Below are 21,248 nucleotides of genomic sequence, written 5' to 3'. Positions count from 1 at the left end.
TAATATGTATCACCCTTTATTTTTTATGACTTTTTATGTATTTAGGTCTTGATAAATCTTGTAGCGGCCGCTGTAACAATTGCGGTAATGCTCGTTTTATTACGAAGGTAGGGAATGGTCAATACTTACGTAAATGTGCAAATGAAGACTGTGGATTGACTAAAAATCTTTAAAGAAAAAGCCTTTTTGTACATACAAAAGGGCTTCTTAATGTAATTAATCTTCCTCGAAATAAGAAAAATCAACCTCTAGGCGGAAAAGACCATTCATTCTTCTGAATCCTCAAATATGTCAACACCGAGTTCCTGAAGAACCATTATTGCATCTTCTACTGGCAGTTTAGGAAGCTTAAACTCATAATCAATCACTTCTCGAATATTGTTACTGTCGGTTAATTTGTGCTTCTCAACGTTCCCGTTATTATCCCGTATATTTAATACATTATTAACCAAAGACAGCGATCGCTTTTGGTCTAATTGCCAAATTTGACAGCGTAAACTGGACGTAAATAAGTCATTGGGGTGAAAATACTTTTTTATTGCTATTTGAAAATCATCAAATCGGTACGTTTTCTTTGTATCGAAAGACCAAATCAATTCAGTGAGTAAATTACCATCCACATACCTGTAATACGTGTACGTTCCCGGTTCTTCTTCCGGACGTATCCTTACTTCAATCCCACCATATTGTGAAACATTACCATAATCCGTTTCCAATCGAATCGGTTCAAAAAATGGTGCGCTGTTTCCACAGTCGACATACATTTCTTCTTTTTCATTCGGAAGTCGAACGAGCAGCGCAACATGACCTCCGCCTAAAAGAGCGTAACGACTGTGGAAACCAAGCTGGTTCAACAACTGATGAAGACTGCTGTTGATCATATAACACGTTCCGCCCATATGATGTTGAACGAGCTGCTTTACAAACTCTTCCTCATCTTGTACGAGCTTACCTTTCTTGTGATATTCTTTGAAATGCAATAACGTACTAATATTCTCAAAGGGAATACGATTTAGATGTGCGATGCAAATTTCTTTTAAATACTCATATGAAGGTTCTTGAATTGGAACTTGAATATAGTGCAAGTAATTAATTGCCCAATGAGGTAATCGTTTCTGTTCAATCATTTATTAACACTCTCCTTTTTCAATCGTTTGATTCATTGAAAATTTATCTATTAATTTGAGAGAATCCTATAAAAATATTCTTTTTGTAATATTGTAAGAAGGTCTCTTGTTTTTAATTCCCCATCCCCTTTACAAATCAATCCAAACCAATTAGATAAATTTAATTTCTTAATATAAGTATAATAATTACCACCGTTATATGCTTAACACTAAAATTACAACTAAGATATACAAAAAATAATGCATTACTTATATAATAAGGAGTAATGATGAATACCATATACAAATTTAGTTTACATAATAGTTCTTAGGGGAAGTTAGAAAAGTTCAGACTCTTTGTATGACAGGGGATCTGGACTTTTCTTTTTTCCATTTTATTCAGGATTTTATACGTTATTGTTACTAAAGCGTTTTTCTGATTAGGAGTTCAGAAACATTTGCATAAATAGCGAATTGTTTATATAGAAGTTAAGTTATAAAGTAGACTACATTTTATCAAGCAGAAGTTGTACAATGACGACCACTTCACTTGCTTACGTTTGTATTCAACTTTTACCGATGTTACTAAAGGCTATGCTGCAAGGTCTTGCCCAATACTAAAAGCGACCACATGCCCACGTAAACAACCACAAATTTTATATAACTCTACAGATATTTATAGAAGCTAAAGAATATAGAAATTTCTCTTTTACCTACTATGATAAAGGTTTATAGAAATTCTATAGAAATGTATAGAACTCTATGAAAATAGGCTATGAATCTTATGTATTCTTCTTATGTTGCAGTGAATAGAAAAGTTTGCTTAATCAATAATATATAAAAGAGGGCATGAAAAGAGGCTAGTCCAAGAGATTACTAAAACTGAACTTTTGGATTAGCCTTTTTTTATCATTGGGAGATGTTTTAAAGTAGAATCAATTTAGTAATATCTTTTTTTACAGTCACATTCTTCGTAATCCTTTTGGTCATCATATTTACTACTATATTCATCATATTTATCATCATACTCATTATCTGGTTTTTCCCAGTAACATTTTAGCCTTGTATATCTATCATGTTTGTAATGCTTGTCAAGCTTACGATCATATTTACCATAATACTCATCATACTCAGGGTGTTCCTCTAACTCTTCATAGTAACATTTCATTTTTTTATCTTTATCATGTTTGTCATGTTTATCATCATAATAGTCTTTTCTATCATACTCGTATTCATATTCATACATAGATATCTTCACCTCCTCGACTCTATATGTAATATCATATGAAATTGTTAAAGCGAAGATTGGATGAGTACTATGCGTCAAAAACCTGTTTTAGCCTAGAGATATAAATAAATTCTCTAAGAAGAATATAAATAAGTAAAGTTTTCTGAATAGATGGTACTGAAAAAACAAAAAGTTATCTTGTTATATTCAAAAGAAGTTAGGTATCCAAAAGAAGCCCAACCTTTTTTGTACTTATGGTCTATCTAAACTTGAATTTTTATCATTACCTAATTTCAAAAGAAGTATATAAATTAAGGGACATTCCATATTATATGTGACTAATATTGTCAAATGTACCACTTAGTTTAAGTGTATTTCTTCACAATTTTTGAACATACAGTTAGTTTTTCTCTAATAGGGATCTTTTTTTGGATACGGGAGCATTTTTGCCTAATATTACAGAAAAGACAACAATCACTGCTATTACAAGAGTGAAAAATGTGATGGATTCATCTAGAAATACGGTTGCAAATAGGATCATTAAAAATGGTTGTAAATATTGAATCTGACTAACTCTTGCTATTCCGCCCATAGCCATGCCGCTATACCAAGCAACATATGCTAGAAATTGACTGACCACTGCAAGGTAAATAAAACTAACCCACGCATGTATTGGGGCATGAATCATTTCAGTTGTCAGGTTTAGCCCAACTGGAATAATGAAAAATGGAGCACCGATCATAATTGCCCAAGCAATAACTTGCCAGCTACCTAATTCTTTTGCTAAATTCCCACCTTCTGCGTAACTAAGCCCAAGTATAAGCACTGATGCTAGTAAAGCTAAATCAGCAAATTGTAATCCACCAAATCCAAGATGAAGAGCATATATAATAACAGCTAAAGAGCCAATTATACTTGAAATCCAAAATTTGAGTGAAGGAATTTCACCTCCTCTAAACATAGCAAACCCAGCAGTTGCTAATGGTAACAGGGCCAATTCCACAGCACCATGAGAAACAGGCAAGGATTCCATTGCCCAAGAAGTGAGGAGAGGAAATCCTAAAACTGCACCAAAAGCAACAATAAATAGACTTTTGAATTGTTGAAGAGAAGGTAGTTTTTCTTTTCGAATAATCAATACTATAGCTACTAAAATCGCAGCAACGACTGTTCTTCCTAAACCGACGACTGTAGTCCCAAAATACTCTACTGCAATACTTGTAGAAGGGAGTGTTAAGCTAAAACAAATGACACCTGCTAACCCTAACAATAATCCAAATTTCTCTCTGGTTTCTTTCTGCATCATATTCTACCCCTATCTTTTAATTTTGTATCATATCTGTCTCATTTTCTGCTTTTCTAAAAAACAGGTCTGATATAATTAAAATAATAATGGGGTACATATCATAAAATAAATCGTTTTTTTACCTATCTGTACTGGTACAATTAAAAGGGGAATGAATATATGAGCTCAAAATATATTAAGATAATGGAAGGGATTAAGCGTCGCCTAGAGAATGGATCGCTTATTGCAGGTAGTAAGCTGCCTTCTGTTCGTCAGCTATCTCAGAATTTTTTATGTAGCAAAAATACGGTCATTAAAGCATATGCTGAGCTAGAAAAAGAGCATTTAATTTATTCTGTTCCTAAAAGCGGCTACTATGTTGTGAATGAATTTCAAAATGCAATAAATGAACATGAGACAATTGACTTTTTATCTGCGGGTCCAGATAAAAACGTGATGCCTTATCTTGAATTCCAGCATTGTATAAATCAAGCCATTGAACAATATAAAGAAGAGCTTTTCACCTACTCTGATCAGCAAGGTTCTTACTCATTGCGCGTGCAGATAGCGAAATATTTGCAGGATTTACAGGTGTTCACTCAACCGGAAAGATTAGTCGTTGTATCTGGTTCGCAGCAAGCCCTTAATTTACTAGTTTCTATGCCATTTCCAAATGGAAAAAACAACATTCTTATTGAACAACCTACTTATTTTGGATTTATTGAATCTGTCACTCTGTACCAAGCGACTACCTTTGGAATTAAGTTATCAATGGAAGGGATAGATCTTGATCGTTTGGAATACATTTTTCGAAATAATGATATAAAATTTTTCTATATTATCCCGAGATTCCACAATCCTCTTGGACATTGTTATACGAATAGTGAAAAGAAAAAAATTGTTGAGTTAGCTGAAAAATACGATGTATATATAGTAGAAGATGATTTTTTAGGAGACCTTGATCCAAATGCCAAATCAGATCCTTTATTTTCATTTAATCCTTCTGGGAGAGTGATTTATATTAAAAGTTTTTCAAAAATTTTTCTTCCGGGATTAAGGATTGCTACTGTTATTTTGCCTCCGTTAATGAACAACCAGTTTTTACGATATAAATTTAGTTCAGATTTTAATAGTCCAGCACTTTCTCAAGGGGCTCTTGAACTTTATTTAAAAAGCGGTATGTTTAATAGTCATCTAAAAAAAGTAAAAGAGATATATCGTACGAAGATGAGGATCTTGCAAGAAGCATGTGAATTATTGCTACCGGCTAATACTCATTTTTCTAAACCCTCTTCAGGATTCTATCTATCCATCAGTTTGCCTGAAAAGGTGACAGCAAAACAGATAGTTCATATGCTAAACGAACAGCATGTATATGTTGATGATGCCTTTAGATTTTTTTTACCAGAATATAAAAAGGAAAATCTTATCCGATTAAGTATCTCTCAAGTGAACGAGAGTAAAATTAAACTAGGGGTAGAGCGATTAGCTCACTGTATTGCTTTAATTGACAGCAGAAAAAAACATATTCCTCCAAATAACTTTTTACACTTGTAGTATGGATAAGTCTACAGTTTTACGAGAAAGAGAAAAATTAGCAAAAGGGGAATAGAGATATATTGGACAGGCATTATAAGCATTAGCATTATCTTTTCTTTTTCGTCTATATTCGTTTTAGCAATGTAGTGGGGGTGAGGGCAGAAGAATTCCAATATAAGAGGAAATTAATGTATAACAAACAGACGAAAACAAGGAGAGTTATTAAAATCCCTCCTTGTTTTTATATAGGAAAATGGGTTATAAAGCAAAAATATTATCTAAATAAATGTTGTTCTAAAAGAAATATAAAAAATATAGAAATAAATATCACCTAGAACTAAAGAGTTTGACCATTATCAATCGTAAATACTTGCCCTGTAACAGACCCTTGTGTAAGTTGAAAAAGAACAGCATCTGCAATATCTTCTGGTGATGAAATACGTTCAAGGGGGAGATTTCCAGCAAGCTCATACATCTTATCTTTATTGCCAGACCACCATCTTGTTTCTATAGCACCTGGAGATATGCAGTTTACTCGAATATGAGGGGAAAGAGCAATTGCAAGGGATCTTGTCATGTTATGAATAGCTGCTTTTGTTGCTGCATAGGGGATAGAAGAACCAATTCCAGTTGTTCCAGCTACGCTTCCTAAATTCACTATAGCGCCTGATCCTTGTTTCTTCATAAAGGGAACAACGGCTTTTATACAATGAAACATTCCTTTTACATTTACATCGTACAAGGAATCCCATATTTCATCTGTGGCAGATTCTAAATCATTCATAGCAATTTGAGCAGTAATGCTAGCATTATTCACTAATCCATCTATTCTCCCAAATTCCTTTATAGTTTGTGAAATCATTTCACGAACTTCCTTTTCTATTGCAACATCTGCTTTAAAAGAAAGAGCGATCCCTCCATACTCTGTAATTTTCTCAGTTACTTCCCTTGCTTCTTTTTTTGATTTACGATAATTGATAACAACTTTTGCGCCTTTTTCTGCTAATTTCAATGAAATTGCTCTTCCGACACCAGTGCCTCCGCCAGTGATAATATATACTTTGTTTTCAAAATCGCTCATGTTTTATCCTTCCTTTCTCTTTATCGTAATTTATTATAACTTTATTATGTAAAGAAGATATAATAGTTAATAATAAGACTAGTATCATTTTAAATGATATCAAAGGAGTGAGTTTACCTTTGGAAAGCCAAGATTTAAAAATCTTTAAATACGTAGCAGAGCAGAAATCAATATCAAAAGCTGCAGCAATGTTAGGCTATGTTCAACCAAATGTTAGTGGAAGGATAAAACATTTAGAAGAAGAACTAGATACTAAATTATTAAATCGAACAAACAGAGGAGTTACATTAACAGATGAAGGAGTTCTTTTATTAGAGTATACTGAAAAAATTCTCTTTTTAATGGATGAAGTAAAAATAAAAATGAATGAGGATAAAGGGGAGGGCTCTTTAACAATTGGAGCTTCTCAAACCATTTCTGCCTTTAAAATTCCTCATTTTCTCTCTGATTTCTTAAAACAGAATAAAAATATAAAAGTAAAAGTTAAAACAGATACAAAACAAATACTGCAAGAGCAACTTTTATATGGAGAAATTGATGGACTTTTTTTCAGTGGAGATAACGATGAAGATCGATTTGAAGAAGTTTATTGCGATCGTGAAAAAGTTGTTCTACTGTCTTGTGAAGGACATGATAAAAGGGAATCATCCCCAACATTACTCGTAAATAGTGACCCAAATTGTATATATAGAAAAAAAATATTGGAGTTCTCTCAAAACTATAATTTCACTAAACCAGTTTTAATGGAATTTGATTCATTAGAATCGATCTTGCAAGGGATTTCTAATGGACTCGGAATGAGCATTATTCCAGCAGATATAGCACATTCTCGTCTGAGTAGGGAGATCGTACAGTTTGAGGAGCTTTCAGAAGATGTTCAAATTCAATTTGTGGTGAAAAAAGGAAAGCAAAGATCTCAAAGTGTGAAAAAGTTTATTCGGTTCTTACAGAAGTTATAAGATACAAATGAAGAATTTTATTTTGCTTCATGTTTTTTTACATAAAAAGTAGAAGAAAGATTGTGTATAAAAAAGAAGTGTTGTAACAAGACTAAAAAGAACGTTTCACTAGGAGGTTCTTTTATGGATCGTGAGCAGCACTTGGAGAAAATCTATAGTAAAGGGCAAGAGATGTCTTCTTTATTCTCTTCTTATTGGGAAAGGTATACAAATTTTGGAAATTGGCAATTTTGGTTAGTTCTTGCTTCTTTAATTATTCCGCTTATCTTATTGTACTTTACGGTTGATCGAAAACGGATTTTTGAAGTGTTTTTCTTCGGTTATACAGTACATATAATATGGACATATACGGAGCTTGCATTAACAAATAGCGGTTATGTTATTAGAGGTTATTATTTAACTCCTTTGTTACCTCAGTCTATAAATATTACTGCGTCTGTTCTCCCTATAGGATTCTTACTTCTCTATCAGTATTGTACAAATCACAAGAAAAGCTTGCTTCTCTATACATTGGTGTTAAGCGCTATATTCGCATTTATTCTTGCTCCTATTGAAGGAACACTTAATATAATTGAATTAAAAAAAGGAATTACTCCTTTTCACTTTTATGTTATAGATCTCGTTATCGTATTTCTTGCATATTGGTTCACGAAATTCATATTGAAGTTAAGACAGCGTGTTTAAATAAGATGACAAAGTAATCATTTTAATAGTTGGCAAAAATAAACCAAGGATGAGTTCGTATACATTCTTGGTTTATTTGATACGTTTATTTATTCTCTTCATTATTCCTCTGTCTGTTCCCTTTGTTATTCTAAATAAATTTGGAAACTTTCGAAAGCTCATTAATAAAGTAGCGGCAATATAGCCTATATATATGCTTAATGACATTAGCTTGTTAGTAGGAAAATAAACACCTGCTGTTGTGATAACGAAAACTCTTGGAATTTGACCGACTAGTGAGGCAAGAAAAAAAACAGTCCATCGTACACTACTCAAACCACATAAACTACTTGTAAGTAATGAAGGAAGAAGAGGGAGTATCCCTCCGAAAAACAGGATGGATGTAAAAGTATTTTTAGCAAAATAGTCTTCATATTTGCGTGTTGTAGGAGAATTCTTTACTTTTTTGCTTATCAAATCTCGAAAGCTGTATCTTGTAAGAAAGAAAACAGCCAAGATACCTATCATAACGCCTATTAACGAAATTAAAGTTCCTTTCAGAAGACCGAAGATGGCCCCCATAATACCAACAGCTAAAAAGAAAGGAATAATGGGAAAGTGAGAAACAATAGCTATAAATAAAATACTGAGGATTATAGACATCACTGTGCCTTCTTTTATTATGTCTAACAAAGTATCCTTTTCTAACAACATTACTGTAATAGAAAACATCAATCCGAAGAACCCTAATAATTTTTTATACATCTGTTTCACACCTAACAATACTTGTTATCTTCAAGTTAAATAAATGAAGATTTTCTTATGGGTTTAAATTTAAGACCAGAAACAATGACACTTGGACACTGCTCTAAAGAATTGTTTAGAGCGTAGATTAGGCATTCAACGCAGCAACGTACTAATCAACGTAACCAACAGTGATTAGCAGGAGCAGCATTTAGTAGGTTCTGGGATAAAATCTTCCGTCATAAAGTTAACCTCTAGTTTATTGTTCTCCTTTTGATTAGGTGTATGCATTGCGTAACTTTTCCTAAAAAAGATAAATTTTAAATCAATGAGGTAGATCGAACTCACAAAGAAGTTATTTAAACAACGTCAGGAAAGAGCATTCTTATGGGAAATAACTCATATAGGATAAAGAGAATATATTGGAGAATAATTTTAAAAAATGTAAAATTTTAATTTTTCGAAAAAAAACTGTTGTTTTATTTATGTAATAGTTGTAGTATAAACGTTGTAATTATTATATAAATTTCCTTTACTGGCTTTTAAATGAAGGAAATTTATAGTTAGGTTTATATATAGGTAAGTTAATTGACGAATGATCCACTACTGGCAGGGGAAGGGTAGTTTGTTTAGCTGTTTTTTATCGCGTTCTAAATAACTGATCAAGTTGATTGATTTAGAACACCAGAAAAATGAATGGACCATATTATTAGACATGGGGGTTAGTTATTATGAAGAAGAAATTGCTAGCTGTTATTCCAACTTTCATGCTTGTCACAACACCTTTAACAATGGGAGTATTGCCTAATCATGCAGTAGTTAAAGCTGATTCTCAAAAAATTGCAACAAAAGCTGAAACACGACCGACTTTGCGTCTTGGTTCTCACTCTAATTATGTACGAATCCTGCAACAAAGTCTTACAGATGTGAAGTATAATACAGGGATTGATGGGATTTTTGGCCCGAAAACTCAAAGTATAGTAAAACAGTTTCAAGCGGATCATAATCTATCTTCAGATGGAATTGTAGGACCTGCAACATGGGCTGCTTTAGATCAGAATAAGGTGGAAAGACAGCAGTTTACCGTCGATGATGCCATCGCATTAGGGCAGAAGGAATTAGGGAGCAATATTATATTTGGAGGCACTGGTAGACTACTAAAAGACTCTAAAAAGCAGTCTTATTACAGATTTAAAGCAGCCAATAAGGACTGGATAGATGAAGGTGGAACAGGTACAATTGGATGGTATCATATTTATAAAGATGGGCGTGTAGTTGAAGATTTACCCTAGTATTGCCTCTTTTGTACGCAAGAAATAATCGTTAGACATATGATGTTTATCAAAATAAATATGTAATAAAAACAGAAGCTACTTGTAAAAGAATAGAGAATGATCAAGAAAAGAGTAGAAAGAAAACATGCACAAGAGGCCTTAATGATAAAGGCCTCTTTTACATTTAGTTAACACTTAGTGACGGGAAATTGTACTAGCATCTTTTTTTAATGAACTTTTCTTATATTTTGGGTTATCCATAAGGTTTAATAAATGATAAAATTTACTAGGATTCATACGAAAAGCAAAGTATGAAAAACATACATATAAAAAGAGAAGAAAGGTGTAAAACCCATGATTCAGTCACCTGTTATTGAATTTAAATCTGTTAGTAAACATTTTATCCAGAATGGGGAAACGAAGCCTGTGCTTCACGGCATTTCTGGTGCCATTCAGCGAAATTCCGTTGTCGTTTTTGTTGGTCCATCTGGATCAGGAAAAAGTACGCTTCTTTCTCTTTGTAATCTTCTCATTTCTCCTAATGAAGGAGAAATTGTCGTAGAAGGGAAGGAGGTGCGGGAGTGGAACATAAGTAAGTTGCGACAGCATGTAGGCATTGCATTTCAAAATGCGCCTGTTTTAGATGGTACTGTCGAGGATAATCTTTTGCTTACATATAAACTTCATAAGAAACAGACATACAGCATTGAACAATTGATAGCTTTTACAGGTCTCCCTAAAACTCTTTTACAACAAGAGGCTAGAAGTCTATCAGGAGGGCAGAAGCAAAAATTGTCGTTAGCACGAACGCTTGCTAATAATAGTTCAGTCCTTCTTTTAGATGAAATCACAGCTGCTCTTGATCCTCTTTCAACACATGAAGTAGAGGATCTTGTGTTGCGTTTGAATAAAGAAGAAAACAAAACGATTGTTTGGGTTACTCATGACCTTGAGCAAGCAAGAAGAGTAGGAGATTTAGTTTGGTTGATTGAAGATGGACGTGTAGTTGAAAGAGCTTCTGTTCAAGATTTTTTCACCGCTCCTACACATGAACGAACAAAGCAATTTTTAATGGGAGAAGCAGCATGGACTTTATAGTACTTTTATTTACGATTGTTTTTGTATTTATTGCTCTATTTCTATCAAAATCCTTTAAAATCGGCATTGAAAAAGACATTATGATCGCGGCAATTCGAGCAAGCATTCAGCTACTTTTTATTGGGTATCTCCTAACATTCATTTTCAACCTAAATAATCCTTTTTTTACGATCATTATGATTTTGTGCATGATATTAGTAGCGGCTCAAAATGTAGTGAAAAAAAAGGAGAAGAAGCAAGGCGTGTTTTGGAAAGTTCTGCTTACACTTATTGTTGTAGAAGGCATAACACAAGGTTTGCTTCTTTTATTAGGCATTATTCCTCCAACACCAAAGTACATGATTCCAATCAGTGGAATGATTATCGGAAACTCTATGGTTCTCGCTAGCTTATTTCTAAACCGTCTAGCTTCAGAAGTAGAAATTCGGAAAGAAGAAGTTTTGCTTATTTTATCGCTTGGCGGATCAACAAGACAAGCAATTTCTCACATTTTAAAAGCAAGTATGAAAGCAAGTATGATTCCGACTTTGGAAAGCCAAAAAACCATTGGCCTTGTTCAACTACCAGGCATGATGACAGGACAAATTCTCGCTGGAGCTGATCCTGTCCAAGCTGTCCGTTTTCAGTTGTTAATCGTATTTACGATGCTGGCTTCTGCTACGCTGACATGCGTTATGCTTAGTTTTCTTATTTATCCAAGCTTATTTACTTCATATCAGCAATTAAAAGAGAAATAAAACTTTATATATTGCTATAGAAAAAACAGCCTTTTCAAAGAGGCTGTTTTTTCTATAATTAAGGAGTTTTCCTAGATTCTCTCCAACTCACAAAGGTCTAGTATACAAGAACATTATTTTATATTATTAAAAAAGCATCTTTTAAAACGATTATATCGTATGTTAAGATAAAAATAAAAAGGAGAAAAACTGAACTGATGACTATTGAAAAAGCTATCACTCATATAAATGAGAATTGGACAGATATTTATCATCATTTACACTATGTTCATCAAGAGAATATCTCCCATCAAGCAATACGTATTCTCCAACGCATCGAAAAGAAATCTGAAACAACGATAGGGGATTTAGCCACATACTTGCAAGTCTCCCACAATACCGCTTCTGAACATATTAAAAGACTTATTGCAAAAGAACTTGTTTCTAAACAAAGAAGCCCAAAAGACGAAAGAAAAGTGCTTGTCGTGTTAACAGAGAAAGGAACCGATATTCTATATAGACATACTCGATTAGATACGGAGAAATTGAAGAAACTATTAGAAAGTATGGAAGAGGCTGAAGTTAAAGCTATTGAAAAAGCTTTTTCTCTGCTTAGTGAGGAAGCTAAAAAATGTTTTTAATTCTTAAAGTATTAGTCTCAGCACTCATTATCGGAATTGTTTCAGGAGTTGCTCAAATTTCGCCTAAGTATGGTGGAATTGTAGCGGCTTTGCCATTAGTAAGTTTATTAAGTTTATTTTGGCTTTCTATTCAGGGAGAAACCACAACAGAACTCAGTAAATTTGCTTTAGGAGTCATCTGGGGTTTTCCAGCAACAGCCGTTCTTCTCATTATCGTAGCTATTTTACTCAAATCTTCCTTCCCTTTGATAGTATCGGTAATGTTAGGTGTTGGAGGATGGAGCCTCTTCTTACTTCTACAAGAGATTATTATAAAGAAGATTTTTTAATTGATGTAAATAGATAAATTGGGTTAATCGTCTTCTCTTTTTGAGAATGATACAAGTGAATGAGCAAGGAGAGTATTTTATATGAACTGGAAACCAAATCGAACAGATAAAAAACCGATTTATAAACAAATTGCATCTTATATTGAAGAAGGCATTTCTTCAGGCACATTCCCAGCAGATAGTCTATTACCCTCAGAACGCACTCTAGCTGCTGAGCTTGAAGTAAACCGAAGTACAGTTGTTGCTGCGTATGAGGAATTGCAGTCGCTTGGGATAGTAGAGAGAAAAAAAGGAAGTGGGACACGAGTTAGTACAGATATATGGGGATTATCGCATAAGCGCATCCCAAATTGGGGGAGATATGTAGAAGACGGTTCTTTCCTACCGAATCTGCCTTTAGTTCAGCATATTCGAACTGAGACACAAAAAGAGAACCATATTAACTTAGCGAGTGGGGAACTTTCTTCTCGTTTATTTCCTCATAGAGAATTTCAGCATATTATTGCTCAACAACCGCCTTTTTTAAATCTAGGGTATGATCATCCTCAAGGAAATGAGCAATTAAGAGAAACTATTTCTTCACATGTGAAAAAGTATAAAAAAATATATACAGATCCATCTTCTATTTTGATTACATCAGGAGCTCAGCAGGCATTACATCTTATTGTTCAATGTTTGCTTAAACCTGGAGATGCAGTAGCAATTGAGGATCCATCTTACTGTTTTTCCTTACCTATTTTTCAATCTGCTGGGATTAGAACTTTCCGTTTACAAGTCGATCAACATGGAGTAGATCCAGATGAGATTATTGCGTTACATAAGAAGCATCGCATTCGAATGATTTTCTTAAATCCTGACTATCAAAATCCTACAGGAGTCGTTCTTTCTTTAGAACGTCGGAAAAAGATGTTGGAGCTTTCTTCTGAATTCGGCATTCCGATTATTGAAGATGATCCGTATAGTTTAACGTCCTATAACGGAAAAGTGAATTCCACCTTAAAATCAATGGATGAAAATGGAACTGTTTTGTATATTAGTTCTTTATCAAAAATTGCGGCCTCAGGGTTACGGATTGGTTGGGTAATCGGTCCTCCACAAGTAATTCAAAGACTAGCAGATGCTAAGCAACAAGTAGATTTTGGACATAGTGTTTTTCCACAATGGATTGCAAATGAATTTTTAGATTCATACTATTTTCACGATCATATTGTAATGCTTCGAGGAGAATTGAAGAATCGAAGAGATGAAATCGTCTCAAGTCTTAACAATCAGTTAGGTAATCAAGTTCAATTTCTTGTTCCTGAAGGTGGGATCCATTTATGGTGTAGATTCAACTTTCCCATTAAAGAAGATTTATTGCTTAAAGCAGCTATGAAAAGAAGAATAGCTTTTGTGCCAGGACGTATTTTAGGGTCAGAAGAAAACTGTGTACGTTTTACTTTCGGACGCGGAGATTTAGGCTCAATCAAGGAAGGCATTACAAGATTTGCGGAGGCGCTAAAAAGTATTCAATCTAGTGGATAATTATAGTTGTTCATTATATAGTAAAAAGGATTTATGATTTCTCATAAATCCTTTTTGCTATGATTAAGCTACACTAGTTTTAAAAGTGGATGGGTAAAATATATATTAATTGGATGGTCCATTTTGGTTGATTTCTTTTATGATAAAAAAGGAAGATGACTTTCATTATTTAAGTATATAACGGAGATGGTAACAGTGACATGGTTTTTTGTGGTTTCATTAGTCATTCTAAGTTTAGTCAAAATTACGGTGGCATCACCACCTACATTTTTGGCAGAATGGTTTGTTCATAAATTTCAACTTCATCCAAAACTAGAAGAGAAAGATATAACTATAAAAAAAGGAGAACGTCTATTAGAAGGAGAAGAAAAAGGTCAAATGCTTCATGGATTCAATGAAGGAACGTTTTTAAATCGTTATGATATTTCACCGAGAAGAAGTGGAACCCCGCTTGTTTTTGAAGAAAGAAAAGGAAAGAAAACTTTAATATTCTTTGTTTATCCATATAGTGACCATGTTGATGTGTTTAAACAGAATCGTAAAAGCACAGTTGCATATCGTTTGTTTGCGGAGCAACTTCACGAGAAAGTAGAGAATTAATTTGTTTACTAACTTAAAAACCATTCAGACCTTATTCTGAATGGTTTTTGCTATGATTACTTTTCCATAGCCTTATTGGTTCTCTAAGAAATTTCTTTCATAGTTAGTGAAGTAGAAGCATTTCCTCCTAATTCTTTTGTTTTGATTCAAGTAATTTATAAAGACCTTTTTCGACAATTGTGCCAATTTTAAAGGTCTTCAAAGAGAAAACGAGAATTTCTTTTAATAGTAAGCTTTTTGAAAAAATTCAGCGTTAAGTTAAGAAACAAAGTATAACTGAACTTGAATTTATGAGTGTCAAGTCACTATAGGGAGGAAAGATTATGACCATTTCTTATTTTCGGACAGCCCAAACCTTGATTACAGGAGGGGACTCTATCTCTAAAATAGGGGAAGAAGCTAAAAAGTTAGGATCAAAAAAAGCCGTGATTATAACAGATAAGGTTATTCGCCAGACTGGCCTCCTATCTAGAGTTATTTCCCCTTTAGAAGAGATTAATTTAGCAGTAGACATTATGGACGAAGTAATGCCTGAGCCTCCATTTGAAAACTTGGAACAAATGATGATTCAACTCCAAGGAAAAGAGTATGACCTTCTTATTGGGGTAGGGGGAGGGAGCGTGCTCGATGCCACCAAAGTTCTTTCTATTATGTTAACTAATCAAGAGAATGTACGAGACTTGGTAGGAATTGAAAAGGTCCAAAATGCAGGAATTCCTACCATTCTAGTGCCTACTACTGCTGGAACAGGTTCTGAAGTTACATACAACGCTATTTTCACAGATGTACAGGATAAGGTGAAAAAAGGGATTGTTAGTCCTTACCTTCTTCCTAAAGTAGCAATTGTAGATCCAGCATTAACGTTAACGGTTCCTCCATCAGTAACTGCAGCAACAGGGATGGATGCTCTTGTTCATGCTGTTGAATCTTATACAGCTATTCGCGCTGGAGAACTAACGGACGGAATTGCTTTACAAGCGATTAAACTAATTTCTCGTTCTTTACGTAAAGCTGTGTACAATGGAAAAGACGTAAAAGCGCGTGAAGACATGGCAATGGGCAGTTTGCTTGCAGGTATTTCACTAGGGAATGCGGGCGTTGGTGCAGTTCATGCACTTGCTTATCCACTTGGCGGGAAATTTAAAGTTCCTCATGGAGTCGCAAATTCTCTTCTCCTTCCTTTTGTAATGAAATATAATGTGGTGGCAGATTTAGAAAAATTTGCAGAAGTTGCTAAAGCATTAGGGGAAAATATAGAAGGTCTTTCGTTGAGGGAAGCAGCGAATTGTACGGTTTATGCATTAACTCAATTAGCTCAAGATATAGGAATTCCTTCTAGTTTAAAAGATGTAGGGGTTACAGCGGAAGATATTCCAAACCTCGCAGAAGAAGCAAGTAAAATTGATCGTTTGCTCAACAATAATCCAAGATGGTTAACGGTTAAAGAAATTGAGAAGATTTATGAAGAAGCATATAGAGCAAATACAAAGTAAATGATTTTGTGGATTAAAAAGAAAGAATAAGAATAAAAAACTGCAACCCCGATTGTTAGATTGTGTCTAACAATCGGGCTGCAGTTCATCCTCAGTAGTTTTTTCTATTATGAATTGACAATTAATAAAATCTAGCTTATGATTTATTCAACATAATTGATAACCATTATCGTTACACAAAATAATGGTTATCAATTAGATGGACCTACGTATACCAAGAATAGAAATGGTGAAGTGAAATGAGAACCATAACATTTAAGAGTTATACCCAGTATAAAGAATTTATGAAACGAAAATTTGTTCATAAAGCGAAAAGAAAAGGGATAGAAGGAGAAGAGCTAAACAACCACCTTAAAAACTATGAACACCACATACAAGAGGTTTGGATAGAAAATGAAGGTGACAAGGCTATTGAGGAACAGGGTTCTGTTACTATCTCTTTTCACCGAAAAAGAGGGAAACATAAACATGGAAGAAAGAAACATTTTCTAAAAGAAGAGAAGGGGCACCTTAACCACTCTATTCATGTGAGATTAGATGAAAATACGTATGATGCTTTACTGAACTTTTGTTCAAAACATAAGATGGATATATCGCAAGCTATTCGCTTTTTTATAAAGAATAACACGGGTAAAACCTCTTAATTTTAAACTTTGATTGTTCATTTTAGCTTTAAAAAATGTTACAGAGAAATGGTTATTACATAATATGAGGAGAGAACAATATGACTACATCAATAAGGGAAGTTATTAAACAGAGACGAACAATTAGAAATTTTAATAATGAGGTTATCTCTTTAGATACCATAGTTGACATGCTAAGAGACGCAACATGAGCTCCAAATCATAAGTTACGTGAACCTTGGCGTTTTGTATTGTTTCATGGAGATGGCAAAGAAAAACTTAGGGATATTTTACTTCAATCATCCGATAATATTCCTTCTAAAAAAATAGAAAAATTCACTCAAGCTCAGGCTAATATTGTGGTAATCATGCCTGAAAATACAGACCCTTTAAAACAAGAAGAAGACCTTAGTGCTGTATCTGCTTTAATTCAAAATTTCCTTCTGTTAGCTTGGGAAAACAAAATCGGTGTTCTATGGAAAACTGGAAAATTAATTCACAGTTCATCTTTCCAACAATCCGTAGGAGTAGGAGAAAACGAAAAGATTGTCGGTATATTAATGGTTGGTAAATTCGATAACGTTCCAGAGGCTCAGCCACGTGAAGATATTGTAGAAAAGATAACGATTATTGATTAGTAGTAGGAGTACTATACTGTATTTTAACGGTTACCTTTCATAGGGTTAAGTAATATGAAGAAAGAGGGAACCTTCTAAAAAACATACCAACTATCTATTTTTCATTTTTAAATAGAATGAAAAAGAGACAACTACCTTTCCTTGAAATGTGGAAAGGTAGTTGTTTTTTTATGAAAGGAATTCAAGATGTTATTATCAATGGATATATTCAATTTAAATTATCCTGTATAAATTCATACCAAAATGATCCTGTAGAAGATAGATTAAATTTGATCACTAGGTATTCATTTTCTGTAAGAAGCCAAAGGACCTTCGAAATAAATGATTTGTGAGATTCGGATATGGGTAGAACGATCTTCCAAATTAATTTGAATATGATCTACAGCAACTCCAGCATTTATTCCTTCAATTCTACCTCCTGTTGTCATCACCGCAATTTTTTGACCTTGATGTCTACTTAGATGTTGCACAAATACAGGATCTAATCCTGTTACATATTGGTTAGGTTGCGGAACTCCTGCAATCGGATAAATAGGAGAATGAGAAGCAGGCATATGATTAACATATCCTGGTTGATCAACAAGATTTTGATGATATTTATTTGCCTTTTTATTCAAAGTTAAAAACGCCCCCTCTAAATAGTGACAATTTATATTATTTTTATGCCTAGAAAAGAGAATATAGTAGAGAAAAAACGATCTATCTATAATAAAATGAGCACCTTACTTTGAAAGAAACTTTATTAGATTTTCTCTCTAATAGCTTTTTGCAAAGAAAACAGAGAAAAAGAAGGTTCTTTTCCATAGTTTTAAAATATTTGAGGGAAATCTCTTGCCTTAAAGTGTACTTTAAGGATTATGCTAGTTTTGTAGCTTTACAGCATAACAAATTATTGAGAAAGGATTGTGTTATTCCTTATGTGTAATCAACATACAAACACAACGCCAACACGCGTATTAAGTGTTGCAAATGCAAAAGCACCATTTGAAACAACAACAATAGAAAGAAGAGCATTACGTCCAGACGATGTGTTAATTGATATTAAATTCAGTGGAATTTGTCACTCTGATATTCATAGTGCTTTTGATGAATGGGGAGGAGGCATGTTCCCAATGGTACCTGGACATGAAATTGCGGGAGTTGTCGAAGCTGTCGGTTCAAACGTAACAAAATATGCAGTAGGAGACCGCGTTGGAGTTGGTTGTTTTGTAGATTCATGCGGAGAGTGTGAATACTGCTTAGCTGGGGATGAGCAATATTGTAAAAAAGGCGTTGTGCAAACGTACAATTCATTAGACTATGATGGTAAACAAACATACGGCGGTTATAGCCGAAAAATCGTTGTAAAAGAAGGATTCGTTGTTCGTATTCCAGACGCTTTAGAAATGGACGTGGCAAGCCCGCTACTATGTGCAGGTATTACAACATACTCTCCTCTAAAGCATTGGAATGTAGGTCCTGGTAAAAAAGTAGCGATCGTTGGTATGGGTGGACTTGGTCATGTAGCCATCCAATTTGCCCATGCAATGGGAGCAGAAGTAACGGTATTAAGCCGCTCTATAAACAAAGAAAGTGAAGCGTTAAGCTTTGGAGCCGACCATTATTTCGCAACAAGCAATGAAGAGACGTTTAAAGAATTAGCAGGTCGTTTTGACGTGATTTTAAATACTGTATCAGCTAACCTTAACGTTGATGCTTATTTATCTCTTCTTCGCATTGATGGTACGCTTGTGAACGTAGGGGCTCCAGCTGAACCTGATCAATATAGCGTGTTCTCTTTAATTATGGGGCGTCGCAGTATTGCCGGTTCTCTTGTTGGTGGCATTAAGGAAACGCAAGAGATGCTTGATTTTGCAGCAGAGCATAAGATTGCTCCTCAAATTGAAGTCATCAATGCAAGTCAAGTTGACGAAGCATATGAGCGCGTTTTAAAAAGTGATGTTCGCTACCGCTTTGTCATTGATGTGGCAACATTATAGTATCTCAAAATATAATCATAAAAAATGCCGTAGACTAGATGCCTACGGCGTTTTTTATGATTTATTTTTAGCGTCCTCTTCTAACTCATCATAATAGTGAAGCTTATGATCAATTTTAGCAAAAGCTCGATCTAACTCCCTTTGTTTTTCAAACATTTTCTCTTTGTGCTCTTCGAGAATTCTTTTGCGTTGTGGAATCGTCCAATCACCTTCTGTTGTTAGTTCTACAATCTCACGCAGCTTAGAAAGAGCAATATCCGTTTTTCGTAAACAAATAATTAGTTCTAACCAAGATAAATCACTTTCCTCAAAAACCCGATTTCCATTTTCATCTCGTTTTAAAAAAGGGAGAAGTCCTTCTTGTTCATAATAGCGTAGTGTATGTGTTGGTAATCCGAATTTTTCGGATGCTTCTTTTATATAAAGTCCCATTGTATCCTCCATAATTTCTTTTATTCCTTTTCATTATAGACCTTAAAGTGAACTTTAAGGCAACAGTTCATAAGAACAAAGTAATCTAGACGGCGTTTCTGTCTGTGAAATTAGATAAATAGGGCATAATAGTCGAGAAAAAGTTGAAAATTTAGTATGGTATAGTTATCAATATTAAAGTAAAAGAGGTAGTAGGATGAAAACAGAACAACAGTATTTTGAAGAAGGAAAAACACTTCAAACATATATGGACGAAATGAGTACATTAAAAGAAGAAAGCTTTTCTGTGTATAACGCGTTTCAGCTTCCTGAAGATGGGGTTGCAGAACAGTTAAAAACACAAAATCTTCATTTCTTGATTATTACAGAAGATTGGTGTGGAGACGCAATGATGATTAATCCTGTGATTCGAAAGATAGCGGAAGCGGCGGATGTAGAAGTTCGTGTTGCTTTACGTGATAAAGATACGGATTTAATTGACCGCCATCTCACAAATGGAGGACGTGCCATTCCAATGGTGCTCATTCTTAACAATGAAGGGGAGCTAATTGGAAAATGGGGTCCGCGCGCGCCAAAAGTGCAAGAACTCGTCAACGAAGTGCGCTCAGCTCTTCCACCAAAAGAAGATCCTTCTTTCTCAGAAAAGCAGAAAGAAGTGATAAAATCTTTACAAAAGCGCTATATGAATGAGTCTGTTTTATGGTCATATGTTTATGAAAGTTTTAAAGAAACAGTATTGAATATAGGAAAGTAAAGATAATAAAAACCACCTTTTGAGAGATTACCCTCAAAAGGTGGTTTTCTTGTTCATCTATTTCAGAATGTTTACTTTGATTGCCCAAGAAACAGTAGTTTATTTTTTGCATAACTCGTTCTCTTAGTTCTGGTGAAGCATTATAAATTTAAAGTTAAACTCTATAGAGGGAGTAGCGGAATAAAGGTTGTCCAACTAATAAGAGTGAAAAACAGCTTCCGTACATTTCATTTAAAAAGCCTTTATCTGTTAAGATACTCCTCTTCAATTCTTAGTAGGATAACGAGCCACTGAGCTGCTTTTTCAGTAATAGGAGAAGAATAGCCAAAGCGCCTTAGACAGTATTTATATCGCTTCCTAGTTTGGTTGAGAAACAATTGAAACTGCTCAAATTCGCTCATAAGGATCCTCCCTATATATCATAATAATTAATATATGAAAAGAGAAAAAGAAAGTGTAGGGGATATAAAGTATTTCCTATCATTTTTTGTAGAGAGAGCATTCAGTCTCAAAAGGAGGTTGAATAAAAAAGAGCCTTTGTA

General features: G+C 34.2%; 22 protein-coding genes and 1 pseudogene. 15 read left to right on the top strand and 8 right to left on the bottom strand.

Annotation, left to right across the window (positions count from 1 at the left end):
• Positions 1-266: 266 nt before the first annotated feature.
• The 3 genes from MOC86_RS23595 to MOC86_RS23585 form a co-directional block, all read right to left on the bottom strand.
• The gene (locus MOC86_RS23595; protein WP_268586367.1) at positions 267-1,127 is read right to left on the bottom strand and encodes an arylamine N-acetyltransferase; all 861 of its coding nucleotides are present in this window, start codon (positions 1,125-1,127) and stop codon (positions 267-269) included.
• 919 nt (positions 1,128-2,046) lie between these two features.
• Positions 2,047-2,352 carry a hypothetical protein gene (locus MOC86_RS23590; RefSeq protein ID WP_268586366.1) on the bottom strand — a complete coding sequence of 102 codons (306 nt, stop codon included), beginning with the start codon at positions 2,350-2,352 and terminating at the stop codon, positions 2,047-2,049.
• A 382-nt stretch (positions 2,353-2,734) separates the two neighbouring features.
• Positions 2,735-3,637 carry a DMT family transporter gene (locus tag MOC86_RS23585; protein WP_268586365.1) on the bottom strand — a complete coding sequence of 301 codons (903 nt, stop codon included), beginning with the start codon at positions 3,635-3,637 and terminating at the stop codon, positions 2,735-2,737.
• Positions 3,638-3,799: 162 nt separating this feature from the next.
• Between MOC86_RS23585 and MOC86_RS23580 the strand changes: the two genes are divergently transcribed.
• Entirely contained in the window at positions 3,800-5,176 is a 1,377-nt protein-coding gene (locus tag MOC86_RS23580) for a PLP-dependent aminotransferase family protein (protein ID WP_268586364.1), read from the top strand.
• Between the two features lie 319 nt (positions 5,177-5,495).
• On the opposite strand, the gene MOC86_RS23575 is transcribed toward MOC86_RS23580, so the two are convergent.
• Positions 5,496-6,239, bottom strand: a complete 744-nt coding sequence (locus MOC86_RS23575; RefSeq protein WP_268586363.1) for an SDR family NAD(P)-dependent oxidoreductase — start codon at positions 6,237-6,239, stop codon at positions 5,496-5,498.
• 119 nt (positions 6,240-6,358) lie between these two features.
• On the opposite strand from MOC86_RS23575, the gene MOC86_RS23570 reads away from it, so the two are divergent.
• Both MOC86_RS23570 and MOC86_RS23565 read left to right on the top strand, forming a co-directional pair.
• Positions 6,359-7,198 carry a LysR family transcriptional regulator gene (locus MOC86_RS23570; protein WP_268586362.1) on the top strand — a complete coding sequence of 280 codons (840 nt, stop codon included), beginning with the start codon at positions 6,359-6,361 and terminating at the stop codon, positions 7,196-7,198.
• Positions 7,199-7,321: 123 nt separating this feature from the next.
• Positions 7,322-7,882 carry a hypothetical protein gene (locus tag MOC86_RS23565; RefSeq protein WP_268586361.1) on the top strand — a complete coding sequence of 187 codons (561 nt, stop codon included), beginning with the start codon at positions 7,322-7,324 and terminating at the stop codon, positions 7,880-7,882.
• A 72-nt stretch (positions 7,883-7,954) separates the two neighbouring features.
• Here the strand turns inward: MOC86_RS23565 and MOC86_RS23560 are convergent, their stop codons facing one another.
• On the bottom strand, positions 7,955-8,626 hold the full coding sequence (locus MOC86_RS23560) for a TVP38/TMEM64 family protein (RefSeq protein ID WP_268586360.1): 672 nt from the start codon (positions 8,624-8,626) through the stop codon (positions 7,955-7,957).
• Between the two features lie 710 nt (positions 8,627-9,336).
• Here MOC86_RS23560 and MOC86_RS23555 point away from each other — a divergent pair.
• The 10 genes and pseudogenes from MOC86_RS23555 to MOC86_RS23510 all read left to right on the top strand — a co-directional run.
• On the top strand, positions 9,337-9,897 hold the full coding sequence (locus tag MOC86_RS23555; RefSeq protein ID WP_268586359.1) for a peptidoglycan-binding domain-containing protein: 561 nt from the start codon (positions 9,337-9,339) through the stop codon (positions 9,895-9,897).
• Positions 9,898-10,233: 336 nt separating this feature from the next.
• Positions 10,234-10,977, top strand: a complete 744-nt coding sequence (locus MOC86_RS23550; protein ID WP_268586358.1) for a phosphate ABC transporter ATP-binding protein — start codon at positions 10,234-10,236, stop codon at positions 10,975-10,977.
• The gene (locus MOC86_RS23545; RefSeq protein WP_268586357.1) at positions 10,965-11,714 is read left to right on the top strand and encodes an ABC transporter permease; all 750 of its coding nucleotides are present in this window, start codon (positions 10,965-10,967) and stop codon (positions 11,712-11,714) included. The genes MOC86_RS23550 and MOC86_RS23545 overlap by 13 nt, the downstream gene beginning before the upstream one ends.
• Before the next feature lie 197 nt (positions 11,715-11,911).
• Positions 11,912-12,334 (top strand): MarR family winged helix-turn-helix transcriptional regulator, encoded by a 423-nt coding sequence (locus MOC86_RS23540; protein WP_268586356.1) that lies wholly within the window; start codon positions 11,912-11,914, stop codon positions 12,332-12,334.
• The gene (locus MOC86_RS23535) at positions 12,325-12,663 is read left to right on the top strand and encodes a DUF3147 family protein (protein WP_268586355.1); all 339 of its coding nucleotides are present in this window, start codon (positions 12,325-12,327) and stop codon (positions 12,661-12,663) included. The genes MOC86_RS23540 and MOC86_RS23535 overlap by 10 nt, the downstream gene beginning before the upstream one ends.
• A gap of 81 nt (positions 12,664-12,744) precedes the next feature.
• Positions 12,745-14,187, top strand: a complete 1,443-nt coding sequence (locus MOC86_RS23530) for a PLP-dependent aminotransferase family protein (RefSeq protein WP_268586354.1) — start codon at positions 12,745-12,747, stop codon at positions 14,185-14,187.
• A gap of 195 nt (positions 14,188-14,382) precedes the next feature.
• Positions 14,383-14,787, top strand: coding sequence for a YfmQ family protein (locus MOC86_RS23525; protein WP_268586353.1), 405 nt, complete (start codon positions 14,383-14,385; stop codon positions 14,785-14,787).
• A 323-nt stretch (positions 14,788-15,110) separates the two neighbouring features.
• The gene (locus MOC86_RS23520) at positions 15,111-16,280 is read left to right on the top strand and encodes an iron-containing alcohol dehydrogenase (protein ID WP_268586352.1); all 1,170 of its coding nucleotides are present in this window, start codon (positions 15,111-15,113) and stop codon (positions 16,278-16,280) included.
• 239 nt (positions 16,281-16,519) lie between these two features.
• Complete coding sequence (locus tag MOC86_RS23515; RefSeq protein WP_268586351.1) at positions 16,520-16,924, top strand: hypothetical protein; 405 nt, start codon at positions 16,520-16,522, stop codon at positions 16,922-16,924.
• A 203-nt stretch (positions 16,925-17,127) separates the two neighbouring features.
• Positions 17,128-17,541, top strand: a pseudogene (locus MOC86_RS23510) (nitroreductase family protein); the annotation flags it as partial.
• A gap of 284 nt (positions 17,542-17,825) precedes the next feature.
• Here MOC86_RS23510 and MOC86_RS23505 read toward each other — a convergent pair.
• Entirely contained in the window at positions 17,826-18,158 is a 333-nt protein-coding gene (locus tag MOC86_RS23505; RefSeq protein WP_019394194.1) for a DUF2642 domain-containing protein, read from the bottom strand.
• A 300-nt stretch (positions 18,159-18,458) separates the two neighbouring features.
• Between MOC86_RS23505 and MOC86_RS23500 the strand changes: the two genes are divergently transcribed.
• Positions 18,459-19,520 (top strand): NAD(P)-dependent alcohol dehydrogenase, encoded by a 1,062-nt coding sequence (locus tag MOC86_RS23500; RefSeq protein WP_268586350.1) that lies wholly within the window; start codon positions 18,459-18,461, stop codon positions 19,518-19,520.
• Between the two features lie 54 nt (positions 19,521-19,574).
• Here MOC86_RS23500 and MOC86_RS23495 read toward each other — a convergent pair whose 3' ends face one another.
• A complete protein-coding gene (locus MOC86_RS23495; protein WP_268586349.1) occupies positions 19,575-19,952 on the bottom strand; it encodes a MerR family transcriptional regulator in 378 nt (125 codons plus the stop codon).
• Positions 19,953-20,148: 196 nt separating this feature from the next.
• Here MOC86_RS23495 and MOC86_RS23490 point away from each other — a divergent pair, with 196 nt between their 5' ends.
• Entirely contained in the window at positions 20,149-20,706 is a 558-nt protein-coding gene (locus tag MOC86_RS23490; protein WP_268586348.1) for a thioredoxin family protein, read from the top strand.
• Positions 20,707-20,948: 242 nt separating this feature from the next.
• Here the strand turns inward: MOC86_RS23490 and MOC86_RS23485 are convergent, their stop codons facing one another.
• Positions 20,949-21,107 (bottom strand): hypothetical protein, encoded by a 159-nt coding sequence (locus MOC86_RS23485; protein ID WP_268586347.1) that lies wholly within the window; start codon positions 21,105-21,107, stop codon positions 20,949-20,951.
• Between the last annotated feature and the right edge of the window lie 141 nt (positions 21,108-21,248).

It is taken from the genome of Priestia endophytica (assembly GCF_026790145.1).
Lineage (GTDB): Bacteria > Bacillota > Bacilli > Bacillales > Bacillaceae_H > Bacillus_I > Bacillus_I endophytica_A.
The sequence above is the reverse complement of the archived record's forward strand: the minus strand, read 5'-3'. Positions and strand labels throughout refer to the sequence as shown.